Here is an 18,829-nt window from a genome sequence, read left to right as displayed (position 1 = left end):
AACGGACTGAATACAGTCAATATCAGGGGCCAATTAATTAGGCCCCTGTTTTTTATCTTTTTTAGAATTTACTAAGGAATAGAGAATGGCAACTGTAACTGCAGCTCTAGTTAAAGAACTTCGTGAACGCACAGCAGCGGGCATGATGGAATGTAAAAAAGCGCTTGTTGCTGCTGAAGGCGACATCGAGCTAGCAATTGAAAACATGCGTAAATCTGGCGCAGCGAAAGCAGCTAAAAAAGCTGGTAACGTTGCTGCAGAAGGCACAATCATCATTAAAGAAGAAGCTGGCGTTGCTGCTCTTCTTGAAGTGAACTGCCAAACTGATTTCGTAGCTAAAGATGCAGGTTTCCTTGCATTCGCTAACGAAGTTGCTGAAGCGGCTCTAGCTGAACGTCTAGACATCACTGCTCTTCAAGCTAAATTTGAAGATGCACGTATCGCTCTAGTAACTAAGATCGGTGAGAACATCAGCATCCGTCGTGTTGAGCTTGTTGAAGGTGTTGCACTAGCTTCTTACCGTCACGGCGAGAAAATCGGTGTTGTTGTAGCTGGTGAAGGCGAAGCTGAAACGCTTAAGCACATCGCTATGCACGTTGCTGCTTCTAAGCCTGAGTACGTTAACCCATCTGACGTACCTGCTGACGTAGTAGAAAAAGAAAAAGCTGTTCAAGTAGAAATCGCTATGAACGAAGGCAAACCACAAGAGATCGCTGAGAAAATGGTTATCGGCCGTATGAAGAAATTCACGGGCGAAGTATCTCTTACTGGTCAAGCTTTCATCATGGAACCTAAGAAAACTGTTGCTGACATTCTTAAAGAGAAAGGCGCATCAGTTACTACCTTCGTTCGTTTAGAAGTTGGTGAAGGTATCGAGAAAGCTGCTGAAATGAGCTTCGCAGACGAAGTTGCAGCGGTACAACAAGGTTAATCCTTAGCGTATTGATTGAAAAAAGACCGTGGCAAATGCTGCGGTCTTTTTATGAATAGTGGATTATTTTTGGCTTTTAGCTGTTATGAATGCGAACTGAGCTAATCAGTTTTTATCCATGACTGTTAATCATCAACTCTTTGGAAGGTAAACTCCATGACTACGAACCCTAAACCGGCGTATCAACGTATTCTGTTAAAACTTAGCGGTGAAGCACTACAAGGCGAAGAAGGTTTTGGTATTGACCCGACGATCCTTGATCGTATGGCTCAAGAAGTAAAAGAATTGGTTGAACTAGGTGTTCAAGTAGGTGTTGTTATCGGTGGCGGTAACCTTTTCCGTGGTGCAGGCCTTGCTGAAGCAGGTATGAACCGCGTTGTTGGTGACCACATGGGTATGCTTGCAACGGTAATGAACGGCCTTGCAATGCGTGACGCTCTACACCGTGCTTACGTAAACGCACGTGTAATGTCTGCTATCCCTCTTAAAGGTGTGTGTGACGATTACAACTGGGCAGATGCAATCAGCCAACTACGTCAAGGTCGCGTTGTGATCTTCTCTGCAGGTACTGGTAACCCATTCTTCACTACAGATTCTGCTGCGTGTCTACGTGGTATCGAAATCGAAGCTGACGTAGTTCTAAAAGCGACGAAAGTAGATGGTGTATTTACTGCTGACCCAGTAGCAAACCCAGACGCAGAGCTGTATGATACTTTGTCTTACAACACGATTCTTGAGAAAGAATTGAAAGTAATGGATTTGGCTGCATTTACGCTAGCACGTGATCACAAAATGCCAATCCGTGTATTTAACATGAATAAACCAGGCGCACTACGCCGCGTGGTTATGGGTGAAACTGAAGGTACATTAATCAGCGATGCTGACTAATTTTTCGGGCTTACTGAGGTTTATGCTTTGGTAAGCTTATCCTTATCACTCCAAATAAAAAGCTTTCTTGAAGAAAGAACATAATCAAGGTGAAATTGTGATTAACGAAATCAAAAAAGACGCTCAAGAGCGCATGGTAAAAAGTGTTGATGCACTAAAAAACAGCCTGCAAAAGATTCGTACAGGTCGTGCACACCCGAGCCTACTTTCTGGTCTGACTGTTGAGTACTACGGTGCACCAACGCCTTTGACCCAAGTTGCTAACGTTATTGCTGAAGACGCACGTACTCTAGCGATCACTGTATTTGATAAAACACTGACGCCTCTTGTTGAAAAAGCAATCATGTCGTCTGACCTAGGCCTAAACCCTATGTCTGCTGGTACAGTTATCCGTGTTCCACTTCCACCGCTAACGGAAGAGCGTCGTAAAGACCTAGTTAAAATCGTTCGTGGCGAAGCTGAAGGTGGCCGTGTTGCTATCCGTAACATCCGTCGTGACGCGAATGGCGATCTTAAAGCACTTTTGAAAGACAAAGAAATTTCTGAAGATGAAGATCGTAAAGCACAAGACGAAATTCAAAAGCTAACTGACGTTGCTGTTAAGAACGTAGATGAAGTTCTAGCGACGAAAGAAAAAGAGTTGATGGAAGTTTAATTTCCCATATTCTTTACTTACCGGAAAAACGCTGTACTCACTGTTCAGCGTTTTTTTATGCTACTCTGTTCGACTATTAGAATTTGATTCACTCTTTTATGCATAATTCTCAAGCGTTCACAGACTCTCTTCCTAAACACATTGCTATCATTATGGATGGTAATGGCCGCTGGGCAAAAGCTCAGGGCAAGCCTCGCGTCTTTGGCCATAAAAACGGTGTTCAAGCCGTTCGAAAAACCATCTCTTCTGCTGCCAGACTTGGCATCAAAGCTGTTACACTTTTTGCATTTAGCAGCGAGAACTGGCGTCGACCAGAAGAAGAAGTCGGTATTTTGATGGAACTGTTTATCTCAGTCCTCTCTAGTGAAGTAAAAAAGCTTCATAAAAATAATCTACAACTTCGTGTTATTGGTGATAAAAGTCGTTTCAATGATCGACTACAAAAGAAGATAGAAGAAGCTGAGGCTTTGACTAGCGCTAATACCGGTATGGTTATCAATATTGCTGCTAACTACGGCGGTAAATGGGATATTCAGCAAGCAATGACCTCTATTGCTCAGCAGGTAAAGTCTGGTGATATTAATGTAGAAGACATTGATGAAGCTATGATTACACAGCACCTAACAATGTCTGATATTCCTGAGGTTGATCTGCTGATTCGCACCAGTGGTGAATGTCGCATTAGTAACTTTATGCTTTGGCAATTGGCTTACGCTGAAATGTATTTCACTGAACAATTCTGGCCAGACTTTAATGAAGACAGCTTAGTAGAAGCTGTGACTTGGTTTGTAAACCGTGAGCGTCGTTTTGGATGCACTGGTGAGCAGATTAAAGCTCTGATGGACAGTTAATAAGGATTTTTTGGTTTGAAACAACGAATTATTACGGCGTTGATTTTGGCTCCCCTAGTTATTCTAGGTATTTTCGAGTTATCACTTCCCACATTTATACTTTCATTAGCGGTCATTACGCTATTGGGCTTTTGGGAGTGGACTCAGTTTGTTGAAAGCAAATCGCGCTATTTAGCGTTGATTCCAACGGTTGTGGTTAGTGCTGCCAGTTTTGCTTTTATCCCTTTTGATGCATTTAGCCTTAACAACCTTTCTAGTGCTCACTACGCCATTCTTAGTATTGGCTCGATTTGGTGGGTGATAGCGAGTGGTATGGCGGTGACTTATCCTAAGTCTATGCCAGCATGGAAAGATTCTTCTATTCTTAGACACGGCTTTGGATTACTTACTCTGCTGCCATTCTTTTGGAGTGTGGTGATTCTGCGTGCTAACGGTATCGATGCAGATCCTTACCATGGTGCAAAGCTAGTGATGTTTGTTTGCTTGCTCGTGTGGGCTGCAGATAGCGGCGCATACTTCTCAGGTAAGAGTTTTGGTAAACGTAAGATGGCGCCAGCGGTAAGCCCAAATAAGACGATTGAAGGTCTTATTGGCGGTATTATTACTGCGGTGATCGTGGCTTGGATCTTTGCTGATTTGTTTGATATCCAGTTTACCAGTCCTCTTCACATGATTGTTATCACCCTCGTGACGGTTGTTATCTCTGTTCTTGGTGATCTTGTTGAAAGCATGTTTAAGCGTGTTTCCGGGGTCAAGGACAGCAGTAATCTGATTCCTGGTCATGGTGGTATACTTGATAGAATAGATAGCTTAACGGCTGCATTCCCTGTCTTTGCTCTGCTTTATTTAGCATTCTAATAGAAAGGGCAGTGATTCTGCCCTTTATTACATTTCTACGGTCATATGCGATGCGAAATCTAACTATCCTTGGTGCTACAGGTTCTATTGGTGCAAGTACACTGAAAGTGGTCGAGAAAAACCCGACGCTCTATTCAGTTGTCGCACTAGCAGCAGGTTCGAATGTCGACAAGATGTTGGCGTTAGTTGAAAAGTGGAACCCTAGCTATGTAGCTATGGCGTGCCCAGATGCAGCGTCTCGATTAGCTGAAATTTTGTCTGCCAGCCATCCTAAAACAGAGGTACTCTCTGGCCCTGAAGGGATGTGTCAGGTCGCTTCTTTAAAAGAAGTCGATACTGTAATGGCCGCGATTGTTGGGGCGGCAGGTCTGCTTCCTACTATGTCGGCAGTTAAAGCTGGCAAACGTATCTTACTGGCTAATAAAGAAGCCTTAGTAATGTCAGGGCAGCTGTTCATCGACGCAGTAGAAAAATATGGCGCTGAGCTACTTCCTGTAGATAGTGAGCACAATGCTATCTTTCAATGCCTACCGCAAAACGTACAAACCAATCTAGGTCGTTGTAATCTGGAAGAGAACGGTATCAACAATATTCTCTTGACGGGTTCTGGTGGTCCTTTCCGCTATACCGATGTTGCAGAGCTTGAATCCGTTACGCCTGAGCGTGCTATTGCACACCCTAACTGGTCAATGGGACCTAAGATCTCTGTTGATTCAGCAACTATGATGAATAAAGGCTTAGAGTACATTGAGGCTAAGTGGTTATTTAATGCCTCTCAAGAGCAACTCAAAGTCATTATCCATCCTCAGTCTGTGATTCATTCTATGGTTCAGTACAAAGATGGCTCGGTACTGGCTCAAATGGGCGAACCCGATATGGCGACACCCATCGCTCTGACTATGTCTTACCCTGATCGTACTGAAGCGGGTGTTAAGCCGTTGGACTTCACTAAGATTGGCGAGCTGACATTCTTAGAGCCTGATTTAACTCGTTACCCATGTTTGAGATTAGCGATCGAAGCGTGCTACTTAGGTCAGCATGCGACAACAGCAATTAATGCGGCAAACGAAATTGCAGTCGATGCTTTCTTGAACAATCAAGTGAAGTTTACCGATATTGCTATCATTAACGAGCATGTTATGAGCAAAGTATGTGAACAATATAACTCTGAGGGCTTAGATAGCTTGGAAAGCCTTCTTGAGCTCGATAATATGTCTCGTCAAATAGCCATTCAATTTATTAAAGAGCAGCTAGCATGAGTGGAATTCTGTGGAACTTCGCATCTTTTATTGTAGCGCTTGGCATTCTGGTCGCTGTTCATGAGTTTGGACACTTCTGGGTTGCTCGCCGTTGTGGTGTAAAAGTCGAAAAATTTTCGATTGGTTTTGGTAAATCAATCTGGAGCAAAGTTGGCCGTGATGGCACGGAATACAGCTTGTCAGTGATTCCATTAGGCGGCTACGTTAAAATGCTTGATGGTCGTGTTGACGACCTTTCTGACGAAGAGCAGCAATACGCTTTTGATAAGAAGCCGTTATGGAAACGAACAGCGATAGTGGGTGCAGGTCCTGCATTTAACTTTATCTTTGCGGTGTTTGCGTATTGGTTAGTATTTTTGATCGGTGTACCAGCGGTTAAACCGGTAATTGGAGAAGTCATTCCTCAATCTATCGTGGCACAAGCCGGAATTGAAAGTGGAATGGAACTTAAATCTATTTCAGGAATCAAAACCGCAGATTGGGAATCAGTAAACATGGGTTTGATATCACATATTGGTGATCAATCCATGACTGTAACGGTTTCTTCTCCAGATGATATTGGCTTTGAGCAACAAATGACATTGGACATTTCAGACTGGTCGTTTAACCCAGAAACTGAATCTGCAATGACAACGCTTGGTTTTAGACCGTATTCGCCAGAAATATCGACAACGCTCGCTCAAATTATTGAAGACGGTGCTGCATACTCTGCAGGATTCGAAGCGGGTGATAAAATTGTCGAAATTAATGATCAACCTATTGAACAGTGGCAATCGGTAGTTGAGTTAATTCGAGCGAATCCGGAAACCTCGATAAACGTCAGCGTGTTGCGAAATGGTGTGAAGCAGCAATTGGTTCTTACTCCAAAAAGTCGCGAGCTTTCTGATGGTTCAACAATCGGCTATGCGGGTATTGCTCCAGAAGTCGCAGAATGGCCAGAAGATTATCGCTTTGAGTTACAATTTGGTGTAATTGAGTCTGTAGGAAAAGCATTTGATAAAACAGGTCAGATCATTGGTTTGACGCTGACAATGCTTAAAAAGCTCATCGTTGGTGATGTTGGCTTAAATAACCTAAGTGGCCCAATTTCGATTGCCAAAGGTGCAGGTACAACCGCCGATTATGGTCTGGTTTACTTCTTGGGCTTTTTGGCTTTGATCAGTGTTAACTTAGGTATCATTAATTTGGTTCCGCTGCCTATGCTTGATGGCGGACATTTGCTCTTTTTCGCTATTGAAGCCATTACTCGTAAGCCCGTTCCTGAGAAAGTTCAGGAGATAGGGTATCGACTGGGAAGTGCAATTATCTTCTCTTTGATGGCTCTGGCAATATTTAACGATTTTACTCGTCTGTAAATGGTTTCTTACAGACATTGTTAGTAGCAAGGAATAATTAGAATAAGTATGGCGATTAAGCAAATTCTGTTCGCAAGTCTATTGGCCACTAGTGTGGCTGCGAACGGAGCACAAAACTTTGTAGTTCAAGATATTAAGATCGAAGGTTTACAGCGTGTTGCACTTGGTGCTGCTCTACTGAAAATGCCGGTGCGTATTGGCGATCAAGTAGAAGAAGGCGATGTATCTGAGATCATTCGTGCATTATATGCTTCCGGTAACTTTGAGGACGTTAAAGTACTCCGTGATGAAGGTGTATTGATTGTTCAAGTAAAAGAACGACCAACCATCGCAAGCATTTCATTCTCGGGTAACAAAGCGATTAAAGAAGAGCAACTTCAACAGAACCTAGATGCATCTGGTGTTCGTGAAGGTGAAGCGCTTGACCGTACAACGCTGAGTAACATCGAGAAAGGCTTAGAAGATTTTTATTACAGCGTAGGTAAATACAACGCGACAGTAAAAGCGGTTGTGACTCCATTGCCACGTAACCGTTCTGACCTTAAGTTTGTGTTCACTGAAGGCGTATCTGCGAAGATTCAGCAAATCAACTTTATCGGAAACGAAGTCTATTCTGATGCTGAACTTCTTAGCCGTTTTAACCTAAACGTAGATGTTGCGTGGTGGAACTTCCTTGCCGATGAAAAATACCAGAAGCAAGTGTTAGCGGGTGATATCGAAGCTCTGAAATCTTACTATCTTGACCGTGGTTACCTTAAGTTTAAGGTGGATTCGACACAAGTAGCGATCTCTCCAGACAAGAAAGGCGTTTACATCACGCTGGGTATTGATGAAGGCGAAGCATACACAGTTAAAGATGTCGCGTTTCGTGGTGAGCTAATTGGCCGTGAGGCTGACTTTGATGCATTAGTGCCATTTGAAGATGGCGACACGTACAACGGCTCTTCTGTAACGTCTTTAGAAGAAGGCGTTAAGCGAATTCTTGGTGAGTCAGGCTATGCCTACCCACAAGTTCGTACTATTCCTGAATTCGATGATGAGACCAAAGAAGTTTCGCTTGTTATCAATGTCGAAGCGGGCAGCCGTATCTACGTTCGTGATATTCGATTTACGGGTAACAACTCGACTAAAGATGAAGTTCTACGTCGTGAAATGCGTCAAATGGAAGGCAGCTGGCTTAACTCTCGATCGATTGATACAGGTAAGAGCCGACTTAACCGTCTAGGTTTCTTCGAAACGGTTGATGTACAAACAGTACGTGTTCCTGGTAGTGACGATCAAGTTGATTTGGTTTACAACGTTAAAGAAGCAAACTCAGGCAGCATTAACTTTGGTGTCGGCTACGGTACTGAATCGGGTGTGAGCTTCCAAGTTGGTCTACAACAAGACAACTTTGCTGGTTCTGGTAACCGCGTTGGCGTAAGCGCAATGATGAACGATTACCAAAAGAACGTGAGCTTGGACTACCGTGACCCATACTGGAACCTTGATGGTGTGAGTTTGGGCGGTAAGATCTTCTACAACGAGTTTGAAGCATCTGAAGCGGGTATCGTCGACTATACCAACCAAAGTTATGGTACGAGCCTAACATGGGGTTTCCCTGTGGATGAGCTTAACCGTATCGAATTTGGCGTAGGCTACACGCACAACAAGATCGGTAACGTTCCGACTTATATCCAAGTTGAACAGTTCGCGAGAAGTATTGACCAATATGGTGACGAACACATCCTAACCGATGACTTCGATATCAATATTTCTTGGACTCGTAACAACCTTAACCGTGGTTTCTTCCCTACAGAAGGTAACCACCAACGTGCTTTTGCTAAAATGACGGTACCGGGCTCTGATGCTAAGTACTTCAAAGCGCAGTACGATGTAAAACATTACATCCCGCTGACCAAAAAGCATGAGTTCACACTATTGATGCGTGGCCGATTAGGCTATGGTAATGGTTATGGTCAAACGGATGGTAATGATAACTTGTTCCCATTCTACGAGAACTACTACGCGGGTGGTTTTACGACGCTGCGTGGCTTTGGTTCTAACTCAGCTGGTCCAAAAGCCGTTTACGGAAACAGCACGGGTAACAACCCTACATACGATTCTGCTACCGATGACTCGGTTGGTGGTAACGCGGTTGCTTTGGCGAGTTTAGAGTTAATTGTACCTACACCGTTTGCTTCTGATGAAGCGCGTAGCCAAATTCGAACCAGTGTCTTCTTCGACATGGCAAGTGTATGGGATACCGAGTTCGTAGACCGTGGCGCACCTAACAGTGGCAGCCAGTACTACTACGATTACTCAGATCCAACCAATTACCGTTCATCTTATGGTGCAGCCCTTCAGTGGATGTCTCCGATGGGCCCACTGGTTTTCTCTCTAGCGAAACCAGTTAAAATTTACGAAGGTGATGATGAGGAATTCTTCACATTTACCATTGGTAGAACTTTCTAATATTTAAAGGACAATATTTTGAAAAATATGATTAAAGCAGCAGGTTTAGGCCTTGTAGTTCTTAGCTCTTCTTTCTTTGCAACAGCTGCAGAAGCTGCGCAAAAAGTGGGTTATGTAAACACTGCACAAGTATTCCAGGCTCTACCTCAGCGTGAAGTTGTTCTTCAAAAAATGCAGGAAGAGTTCAAAGATAAAGCGGCTGAGCTTCAAAGCATCCAAGCTGAAGCGAAGACCAAGATCGAAAAGCTTAAGCGTGATGGTGAATTGCTAGGTCCTGATGAAATTGAAAAGCTTCGTATCGAAGTTGGTCAACTCGACAGCAAGTACAAAATCAAAGCTCAAGCACTAGAAAAAGCAAGCCAACGTCGTGAAGCACAAGAGAAGCAGAAGCTATTCAAAGTGATTCAAGATGCTGTAACAAAAGTTGCAGAGAAAGAAGGCTACGACATGATTGTTGATATTCAAGCTCTGCAATATGGCAAGCCAGAATACAACATCTCTGAGAAAGTAATTAAAGCACTGAAATAAGTTTTATGAAGAATCTGACTTTAGCCGAACTGGCAACGATTACCGGGGGAGAGCTACACGGAGACGGTACTATTACTGTTTCAGCGGTTGCTCCTATGGATAAAGCGCTAGAAGGAAACATTACGTTCCTTTCTAACGTGAAGTACAGCAAACACCTAGGTGACTGTAAAGCATCCGCTATTATGGTTAAAGAGAGTGAACGCGAACTGTGTAAAACCAATGTAATAGTGGTTAATGACCCTTATGTTGCTTTTGCTAAAGTTGCTCAAGCGCTGGACATTACCCCTGCACCGGCTGCGGCTATCGCTGATTCAGCTTCAATCTCTGGTGATGCAACCATTGGACAAAACGTGTCTATTGGTGCAAATGCTGTGATTGAATCTGGTGTTGTCCTTGGTGATGACGTGATCATTGGTGCTGGTTGTTTTATTGGTAAGAATGCTCAAATTGGCGCAGGCACTAAGCTTTGGGCTAATGTAAGCATTTATCATGAAGTGATCATTGGCACTGCGTGTCTGATTCAATCAAGTACCGTGATTGGTTCTGATGGCTTTGGTTATGCGAACGAGAAAGGTGAGTGGGTTAAGATCCCTCAAGTCGGTTCGGTTCGCGTTGGTAATCGTGTAGAAATTGGCGCGTGTACTACCATCGACCGTGGCGCGTTGGACGATACAGTGATTGAAGACAACGTTATCTTAGATAACCAACTACAAATTGCTCACAATGTTCACATCGGATATGGTTCAGCCCTTGCGGGTGGTACTATTGTGGCTGGCAGCACTACGATAGGTAAGTACTGTATTATTGGTGGCGGTTGTGTGATTAATGGTCACATTGAAATCGTTGACGGCGTTACAATCACCGGTATGGGGATGGTAATGCGCAGCATCACTGAGAAAGGTATGTACTCTTCAGGTATTCCTTTACAGCCAAACAAAGATTGGCGTAAAACAGCAACGCGTGTACATCGAATTGATGAAATGAACAAGCGTTTGAAAACCGTTGAAAAACTTATCGAGAAGAGCGCGGAATCATAATTCCAGCATTTCTAATAAAAGGCTCGCGTACAGCGAGTCTTTTTCGTTTATAATCCTTCTAATTAAATAAAGAATATATATAGGAATACGACTTTGACTACTGAACAGACAACGATGAACATTACTGAAATTCAGGAACTATTACCTCATCGCTACCCATTCTTAATGGTTGATCGTGTGACTAGCTTTGAAAAAGAAAAAACACTGACCGCGATTAAGAATGTTTCTGTTAATGAGCCTCAGTTCACAGGGCACTTCCCACAGCTTCCTGTATTCCCGGGCGTGTTGATCTTAGAAGCAATGGCTCAAGCTACAGGTCTTCTTGCATTTAAATCTTTTGGTGCGCCTTCTGGCAACGAACTTTACTACTTCGCAAGTGTCGATAAAGCAAAATTCCGTAAGCCAGTGGTACCTGGTGACCAATTGGTTATCGAAGTTGAGTTCCTAAAAGAACGTCGTGGTATTGCATCATTTAACGGTGTGGCTAAAGTTGACGGCGCTGTAGTGTGTTCAGCTGAACTTAAATGTGCTCGTAGAGAGTTTTAATATGATTCATGAAACAGCGAAAATTCACCCGGCAGCAGTAATCGAAGGTGATGTAACTATCGGTGCTAACGTGACGGTTGGGCCTTTCACTTACATTGCTGGTACTGTGACTATTGGTGACGACACAGAAATTATGTCGCACGTTGTGATTAAAGGTCACACAACCATTGGTAAAGAAAACCGTATCTTCCCGCATGCTGTGATTGGTGAAGAAAACCAAGACAAGAAGTATGGCGGCGAAGAAACAACAGTAGTGATCGGTGATCGCAACGTGATTCGTGAAGCCGTTCAGATCCACCGTGGTACGACTCAAGATAAAGCAACCACAGTGATTGGTGACGACAACTTACTTTGTGTAAACGCTCACGTAGCGCATGATGTAATCGTTGGAAACCACACTCACATTGGTAACAACGCTATCCTTGGCGGTCACGTGACGGTTGGCGACTACGCTGGTGTAATGGCACTGTCTGCGATTCACCCGTTCTGTTCAATTGGCGCTTATGCGTACATTGGCGGTTGTTCTGCGGTTGTTCAAGATGTACTCCCTTACGTACTTGCTCAAGGTAACCACGCAGCTCCATTTGGTTTGAACCTTGTTGGCTTGAAGCGTAACGGGTTTGAGAAACCAGAGATTCGTGCACTACAGAAAGCGTACAAAGAGTTATACCGTTCAGGTAAAACACTTGAAGAAGCGAAAGCGGCTTTAGTTGAAATGGCGAAAGAGTTTACTTCGGTTACTCCTATGCTAGAAATGCTAGAGAACTCTGAGCGCGGTATTATTCGTTAATACTTGATGTGATTGTGTACCAATCAGCGCAAGTATGACAATAATTACTTATTCAGATTGGTATAACAAAAAGATCGCTACTCATTAGGCGGTCTTTTTTGCTTTAGGCTAGAAGGGAAAACTATGGCACAGCAAGATACACAAACTAACACCTCGAACTTTGTTTCGAACGAGCCACTGCGTGTGGGCATCGTTGTTGGGGAACTTTCTGGCGACACATTGGGTGAAGGCTTTATTAAAGCGATTAAATCACAATACCCAAATGCCGAGTTCGTCGGTATTGGCGGCCCCAAGATGAAAGCCCTTGGTTGTGAGTCTCTTTTCGAAATGGAAGAGCTTGCTGTGATGGGGTTGGTTGAAGTACTTGGACGTTTGCCTCGTTTACTCAAAGTGAAAGCGGAATTGGTTAAGTATTTCACTCAAAATCCACCCGATGTGTTTGTTGGTATTGATGCGCCTGACTTCAACCTGAGACTTGAGTTAGATCTTAAGAACGCTGGCATCAAAACAGTGCATTACGTGAGTCCTTCAGTATGGGCTTGGCGTCCAAAGCGTATCTTTAAAATCGATAAGGCAACTGACTTAGTCCTAGCTTTCCTGCCATTCGAAAAAGCGTTTTATGATAAATATAACGTTGCCTGTGAATTCGTTGGCCACACGTTGGCGGATGCGATTCCTTTGGAGCCGAGTAAACGAGACGCTCGAGAACTGTTGGGCTTAGATCAAGATAAGCAGTGGCTAGCGGTATTACCGGGTAGCCGTGGTGGTGAAATGAGCTTGATTGCTCAACCATTTATCGAGACCTGCCAGCGTATTAAGCAGAAGTACCCTGATATTAATTTTGTTGTTGCCTTGGTTAATGAGCAGCGTAAGAATCAGTTTATCGAGATCTGGCAAGCGACGGCGCCTGAGTTGGAATTCACGCTAGTTGAAGATACTGCGAGAAACGTAATTACCGCTTCCGACTCAGTTCTATTAGCTTCTGGTACCGTTGCGCTTGAATGTATGTTGCTTAAGCGTCCGATGGTTGTAGGCTACAAGGTCAACAAGCTCACCGGCTATATCGTGAAGAAATTGTCGATCACAGAATTTGTCTCGTTACCGAATATCCTAGCGGGTGAAGAAATCGTAAAAGAACACATTCTTGAAGAGTGTCACCCAGATTACCTTTTCCCATCGGTCGATAAGATGCTTTCAACGGATAATACTCCACTGATTGAGCGCTTTACTGAAATGCATCACTGGATCCGTAAAGACGCGGATAAACAAGCGGCTAACGCGGTATTGAAACTGATTAACCGACCGTTTGTTGAGTCATAAAGCGCTTGTTTACAGAACATTAAGAGAATAATGATGGCAGTAAAAGAGAAAAAAGAGCTTCCTCCGTTTGAATACCCTCAAGGTTACCAGTTGTTTGCTGGTGTGGATGAAGTAGGTCGTGGCCCATTAGTGGGTGATGTCGTGACTGCGGCCGTTATCCTCGATCCTAATAATCCCATTGAAGGCTTAAACGACTCAAAAAAATTGTCTGAGAAGAAGCGCCTTATGCTGCTTCCTGAGATAAAAGAGAAAGCACTGGCATGGTCGGTGGGTCGTTGCTCTCCACAAGAAATTGATGAGTTAAATATTCTACAAGCAACCATGGTAGCGATGCAGCGTGCCATTGCAGGGCTTAGCATTCAGCCAGACATGGCTCTGATCGATGGTAACCGTGTTCCAGAATTACCTATGGATGGTTTGGCTATTGTGAAAGGGGACTTGCGAGTTGCTGAAATCAGCGCAGCGTCTATCATCGCTAAAGTGGTTCGTGACCAAGAGATGGAAGAACTTGATAAACTTCATCCAGAGTTTGGTTTTGCTCAACATAAAGGTTACCCGACCAAGGCGCATTTCGAAGCGATTGAAAAACATGGTGTCACAGAGCATTACCGCAAAAGCTTTAAGCCAGTAAAACGTATTCTTGGCATTGATTAGAGCGCGTTGATTAAACTTTATATTGCTCTGGCTTCTTATTGATAGTGGCTTCTTATTGATTGGAGCGGGCTATCGAATAAAGTTGCCTACTTGCAGTAGAAAAAAATAGAATACACACAGTTGTAATCCTAGGCTCAAGCCTAGAACTCAGGAAAAATAATGTCAGATCCAAAATTTGTTCACCTTCGCGTACACAGTGACTTCTCTATGGTTGATGGCCTGTCAAAGGTACCACCACTGGTTAAGAAAGTTGCTGAGATGGGTATGCCCGCACTAGCACTGACCGACTTTACTAACCTATGTGGTTTGGTGAAGTTCTACGGTACTGCCCACGGGTGCGGGATTAAACCCATTATTGGTGCTGACTTCCTGATGCAATCTCCAGAGTTTGGCGACGAATTGACTAAACTCACCGTTATTGCAACGAGTAACAAAGGTTACAACAACCTAACGTTATTGATTTCAAAAGCTTACCTTCGCGGCCATGTACAGCATCAACCAGTGATTGATAAAGAGTGGCTGATTGAACATGCCGAAGGCTTGATTCTTTTATCGGGTGCGAAAGAAGGTGAGATTGGTAAGGCGTTGCTAAAAGGCAACCGTGAGTTGGTTGCAAGTAGTGTCGAGTTTTACAAAACATACTTTGCCGACCGATTTTATCTGGAGCTGATCCGTACAGGACGTCCGGATGAAGAGTCTTATCTGCACTTTGCGCTGGAACTGGCCGAGCAAGAAGACCTGCCAGTTGTCGCGACCAACGAAGTGGTATTTATTTCTGAAGACTTGTTTGACGCTCATGAAATTCGTGTGGCGATTCACGATGGCTTTACCATGGTTGATCCACGTCGACCGAAAAACTACAGTCCACAACAGTATCTACGTAGCGAAGAAGAGATGTGTGAGCTTTTCTCAGACATTCCTGAAGCTCTGGAAAACAGTGTTGAGATCGCTAAGCGTTGTAATGTCACCGTTCGATTGGGCGAATACTTTTTGCCTAACTTCCCGACCGAAGGTTTGGCGATTGAAGACTTCCTGATTAAAAAATCAGAAGAAGGTCTTGAGCGACGTTTGGCGTTTCTATTCCCTGATGAAAAAGTCAGAGCTGAACGCAGGCCTGAATACGATGATCGACTCAAGATCGAGCTCGAAGTTGTCAACAACATGGGTTTCCCTGGTTACTTCTTGATCGTAATGGAATTCATCCAGTGGTCAAAAGATAACGACGTGCCAGTAGGTCCTGGTCGTGGTTCTGGTGCCGGTTCTTTGGTGGCTTACGCATTGGATATCACCGATCTTGACCCACTTGAATACGACTTGCTGTTCGAACGTTTCTTGAACCCAGAACGTGTATCTATGCCCGATTTCGATATCGACTTCTGTATGGATAAGCGTGACCAAGTTATTGATCACGTGGCTGAAATGTACGGTCGTGATGCGGTATCTCAGATCATCACTTTTGGTACCATGGCGGCGAAAGCGGTAATCCGAGATGTGGGTCGTGTGTTAGGCCACCCATTTGGCTTCGTTGACCGTATTTCTAAGCTGGTTCCGCCTGATCCGGGTATGACGCTAGAGAAAGCATTCCTCGCTGAGCCTGCATTGCCTGAACTCTATGATGGTGATGAAGAAGTTCGTGAGCTGATTGATAAATGTCGAATTCTAGAAGGTTGTACGCGAAACGCAGGTAAACACGCAGGTGGTGTTGTAATCTCACCGACCACGATTACTGATTTTGCACCTATCTATGCCGATGCTGAAGGTAACTTCCCAGTAACGCAATTCGATAAGAATGACGTAGAAACTGCTGGCTTGGTTAAGTTTGACTTCTTGGGTCTGCGTACACTGACCATCATCGACTGGGCGTTAGGCCTAGTGAACCCGCGTTTGGCTAAAGAGGGTAAGGCTCCGGTTCGTATTGAATCGATTCCTCTGGATGATCAAGCGTCATTTAACTTATTACAAAACTCTGAAACGACGGCGGTATTCCAGCTGGAATCTCGCGGTATGAAAGACCTGATCAAGCGTCTACAGCCCGACTGTTTTGAAGATATCATCGCATTGGTGGCCTTGTTCCGTCCGGGTCCTCTGCAATCAGGCATGGTAGATAACTTTATCGACCGTAAACACGGACGAGAGGCGGTATCTTACCCTGATGAAACGTGGCAACACGAATCGTTAAAAGAAACATTAGAACCGACTTACGGCATCATCCTGTATCAAGAACAGGTAATGCAAATCGCTCAGATCCTTGCAGGTTATACGCTTGGTGGAGCCGATATGCTGCGTCGTGCGATGGGTAAGAAAAAACCTGAAGAGATGGCAAAACAGCGTGGTACCTTCAAAGAAGGTGCTGAAGCCAATGGTGTTGATGGCGAACTGTCCATGAAGATCTTTGACTTGGTAGAGAAGTTTGCGGGCTACGGCTTTAACAAATCTCACTCGGCTGCATACGCACTGGTTTCTTATCAAACGCTATGGCTCAAAACGCACTACCCTGCGGAATTCATGGCGGCAGTAATGACCGCGGATATGGATAACACCGAGAAGGTTATTGGCCTTGTCGATGAGTGTTTCCGTATGAAGCTCAAGCTTCTTCCACCTGATATTAACTCTGGTTTATACCGCTTTAATGTCGATGAAGATGGCGCGATTGTTTATGGTATCGGTGCGATAAAAGGGGTGGGTGAAGGCCCAATTGAAGCCATTATTGAAGCGCGTAACAAGGGCGGTTACTTTAAAGACTTGTTCGACTTCTGTGCACGACTTGATCTGAAAAAAGTGAACAAGCGTGTTATCGAAAAGTTGATTCTGTCGGGCGCCTTAGATAGATTAGGTCCTCACCGAGCAGCGATGATGGCCTCATTGAAAGATGCGGTTAAGGCGGCAAGCCAACATCACCACGCTGAGTCTTTTGGTCAATCGGATATGTTTGGTGTTTTGACCGACGCTCCGGAAGAGGTGGAACACAAGTACACCCAAGTACCGAAGTGGCCTGAAAAGGTTTGGCTTGAAGGTGAGCGTGAGACGTTAGGTTTGTATTTAACTGGTCACCCGGTTAATGCGTACATTAAAGAGCTCGCGAAATACACAAGCTGTCGCTTGAAAGATGCGACGCCGACACGTCGTGATCAGTCTTTAACGATTGCAGGCTTGGTAATTGCTGCTAGGGTAATGACCACGAAGCGCGGAACTCGAATTGGTTTGATGACCCTCGACGACCGATCGGGGCGAATGGAAGTGATGTTGTTCTCGGATGCGCTCGATCGCTACGCTGAATTGCTCGAAAAAGATAAAATAGTGGTCGTTTCTGGACAGGTCAGCTTTGATGATTTCAATGGCGGGCTTAAAATGTCCGCGCGCGAGGTCATGGACTTAGGAAGCGCCCGTGAGAAATATGCTCGTGGGGTGTCGATATCTATCGACCAATCCCAAATTAATGGTCAATTTTTTGAACGATTTAGTCAAATCTTAGAACCTTATAGAGCCGGAACGGTCCCAGTCAATGTATACTACCAGCGTGCCGACGCTAGAGCGCGGTTAACATTGGGCACAGAATGGCGTGTGACGCCAAGTGATACATTACTAGACGAATTAAAACAGCTGCTTGGAAATAGCCAAGTAGAACTCGAATTTAACTAAAATTTAGCTCCATGATTGTGGAGCTGAATCAACAAGGATTCATAGATGAGCCTGAACTTTCTAGAATTTGAAAAGCCTATCGCTGAACTTGAAGCAAAAATCGAAGCGCTACGTGACGTTTCACGTCACGGTGGTGACACAGCGGTAGATCTAGACAAAGAAATTGAACAACTAGAGAAAAAAAGCTTAGAGCTTAAACAGAAAATCTTTAGTGACTTAGGTGCATGGCAAGTAGCTCAACTTGCTCGTCACCCGCAACGTCCGTACACCAAAGATTACCTGGAGCATGCCTTCACAGAATTTGAAGAGATGGCGGGCGATCGCGCTTTCGCTGACGACAAAGCAATTGTGGGTGGTATGGCTCGTCTAAATGGTCGTCCTGTTATGGTTATTGGTCACCAGAAAGGTCGTGAGACTAAAGAAAAAGTGATTCGTAACTTTGGTATGCCAAAGCCAGAAGGTTACCGTAAGGCACTTCGCCTAATGGAAACGGCTGAGCGTTTCAACATGCCAATCATTACTTTCATCGACACAGCGGGCGCATACCCAGGTGTTGGTGCTGAAGAACGCGGTCAATCTGAAGCTATCGCAAAGAACCTTAAAGTTATGGCTGGCCTATCTGTACCAGTTATCTGTAACGTTGTTGGTGAAGGCGGTTCAGGTGGTGCACTAGCGATTGGTGTTGGCGACTACGTGAACATGCTTCAGTACTCTACGTACTCAGTAATCTCTCCAGAAGGTTGTGCTTCAATCTTGTGGCGTGATTCAGATAAAGCACCACAAGCTGCTGAAGCGATGGGCCTAGTTGCTCCTCGTCTGAAAGATCTTGAGCTTATCGACGAAATCATTCCTGAGCCTCTAGGTGGCGCGCATCGCGATCCAGTACAAACGGCTCAGAACATGAAAGACATGCTAGTTAAACAGCTAGAAGAGCTAGAGCAGTTTGATAACGAAGCACTACTTGAGCGTCGTTACCAACGCCTAATGAGCTACGGTTACTGCTGATAAGCGTACCTTGAAATGAGGTAGCTTCAAGTAACAAGATGATGAAAGGGTTGGACTCA

General features: G+C 44.4%; 16 protein-coding genes. All 16 read left to right on the top strand.

The annotated features are described in order from the left end of the window. Positions 1-85: 85 nt before the first annotated feature. The 16 genes from tsf (at position 86) to accA (ending at position 18,770) form a co-directional block, all read left to right on the top strand. The gene (gene tsf, locus QUF19_RS13125) at positions 86-931 is read left to right on the top strand and encodes a translation elongation factor Ts (RefSeq protein WP_017107181.1); all 846 of its coding nucleotides are present in this window, start codon (positions 86-88) and stop codon (positions 929-931) included. A 156-nt stretch (positions 932-1,087) separates the two neighbouring features. Further along, positions 1,088-1,819, top strand: a complete 732-nt coding sequence (gene pyrH, locus QUF19_RS13120; RefSeq protein ID WP_009847418.1) for a UMP kinase — start codon at positions 1,088-1,090, stop codon at positions 1,817-1,819. A 97-nt stretch (positions 1,820-1,916) separates the two neighbouring features. Further along, positions 1,917-2,474, top strand: a complete 558-nt coding sequence (gene frr / locus QUF19_RS13115) for a ribosome recycling factor (protein WP_029225913.1) — start codon at positions 1,917-1,919, stop codon at positions 2,472-2,474. Positions 2,475-2,572: 98 nt separating this feature from the next. Next, positions 2,573-3,325 carry an undecaprenyl pyrophosphate synthase gene (uppS, locus tag QUF19_RS13110; RefSeq protein ID WP_102314158.1) on the top strand — a complete coding sequence of 251 codons (753 nt, stop codon included), beginning with the start codon at positions 2,573-2,575 and terminating at the stop codon, positions 3,323-3,325. Between the two features lie 15 nt (positions 3,326-3,340). Continuing rightward, positions 3,341-4,183, top strand: a complete 843-nt coding sequence (locus QUF19_RS13105) for a phosphatidate cytidylyltransferase (RefSeq protein ID WP_192889230.1) — start codon at positions 3,341-3,343, stop codon at positions 4,181-4,183. Positions 4,184-4,233: 50 nt separating this feature from the next. Further along, positions 4,234-5,442 (top strand): 1-deoxy-D-xylulose-5-phosphate reductoisomerase, encoded by a 1,209-nt coding sequence (ispC, locus tag QUF19_RS13100; protein ID WP_286294522.1) that lies wholly within the window; start codon positions 4,234-4,236, stop codon positions 5,440-5,442. Then, a complete protein-coding gene (rseP, locus tag QUF19_RS13095) occupies positions 5,439-6,797 on the top strand; it encodes a sigma E protease regulator RseP (protein WP_286294520.1) in 1,359 nt (452 codons plus the stop codon). The genes ispC and rseP overlap by 4 nt, the downstream gene beginning before the upstream one ends. A gap of 48 nt (positions 6,798-6,845) precedes the next feature. Beyond that, positions 6,846-9,251 carry an outer membrane protein assembly factor BamA gene (gene bamA / locus QUF19_RS13090; RefSeq protein ID WP_017107187.1) on the top strand — a complete coding sequence of 802 codons (2,406 nt, stop codon included), beginning with the start codon at positions 6,846-6,848 and terminating at the stop codon, positions 9,249-9,251. 27 nt (positions 9,252-9,278) lie between these two features. Next, positions 9,279-9,779, top strand: a complete 501-nt coding sequence (locus QUF19_RS13085) for an OmpH family outer membrane protein (protein WP_029223473.1) — start codon at positions 9,279-9,281, stop codon at positions 9,777-9,779. Between the two features lie 5 nt (positions 9,780-9,784). After that, positions 9,785-10,816 carry a UDP-3-O-(3-hydroxymyristoyl)glucosamine N-acyltransferase gene (lpxD, locus tag QUF19_RS13080; RefSeq protein WP_102361938.1) on the top strand — a complete coding sequence of 344 codons (1,032 nt, stop codon included), beginning with the start codon at positions 9,785-9,787 and terminating at the stop codon, positions 10,814-10,816. A gap of 93 nt (positions 10,817-10,909) precedes the next feature. Further along, positions 10,910-11,362, top strand: coding sequence for a 3-hydroxyacyl-ACP dehydratase FabZ (gene fabZ, locus QUF19_RS13075; RefSeq protein ID WP_017107190.1), 453 nt, complete (start codon positions 10,910-10,912; stop codon positions 11,360-11,362). Position 11,363: 1 nt separating this feature from the next. Continuing rightward, the gene (gene lpxA, locus QUF19_RS13070) at positions 11,364-12,152 is read left to right on the top strand and encodes an acyl-ACP--UDP-N-acetylglucosamine O-acyltransferase (protein ID WP_248372466.1); all 789 of its coding nucleotides are present in this window, start codon (positions 11,364-11,366) and stop codon (positions 12,150-12,152) included. Positions 12,153-12,275: 123 nt separating this feature from the next. Then, positions 12,276-13,472, top strand: coding sequence for a lipid-A-disaccharide synthase (gene lpxB / locus QUF19_RS13065; RefSeq protein ID WP_286294510.1), 1,197 nt, complete (start codon positions 12,276-12,278; stop codon positions 13,470-13,472). A 33-nt stretch (positions 13,473-13,505) separates the two neighbouring features. After that, on the top strand, positions 13,506-14,126 hold the full coding sequence (gene rnhB / locus QUF19_RS13060; protein WP_286298894.1) for a ribonuclease HII: 621 nt from the start codon (positions 13,506-13,508) through the stop codon (positions 14,124-14,126). 159 nt (positions 14,127-14,285) lie between these two features. Beyond that, complete coding sequence (dnaE, locus tag QUF19_RS13055) at positions 14,286-17,765, top strand: DNA polymerase III subunit alpha (RefSeq protein WP_286294508.1); 3,480 nt, start codon at positions 14,286-14,288, stop codon at positions 17,763-17,765. Positions 17,766-17,810: 45 nt separating this feature from the next. Continuing rightward, positions 17,811-18,770 (top strand): acetyl-CoA carboxylase carboxyl transferase subunit alpha, encoded by a 960-nt coding sequence (accA, locus tag QUF19_RS13050; RefSeq protein WP_004734336.1) that lies wholly within the window; start codon positions 17,811-17,813, stop codon positions 18,768-18,770. The last annotated feature ends 59 nt before the right edge of the window (positions 18,771-18,829 follow it).

The organism is Vibrio sp. FE10 (assembly GCF_030297155.1).
Classification (GTDB): domain Bacteria; phylum Pseudomonadota; class Gammaproteobacteria; order Enterobacterales; family Vibrionaceae; genus Vibrio; species Vibrio apostichopi.
The sequence above is the reverse complement of the archived record's forward strand: the minus strand, read 5'-3'. Positions and strand labels throughout refer to the sequence as shown.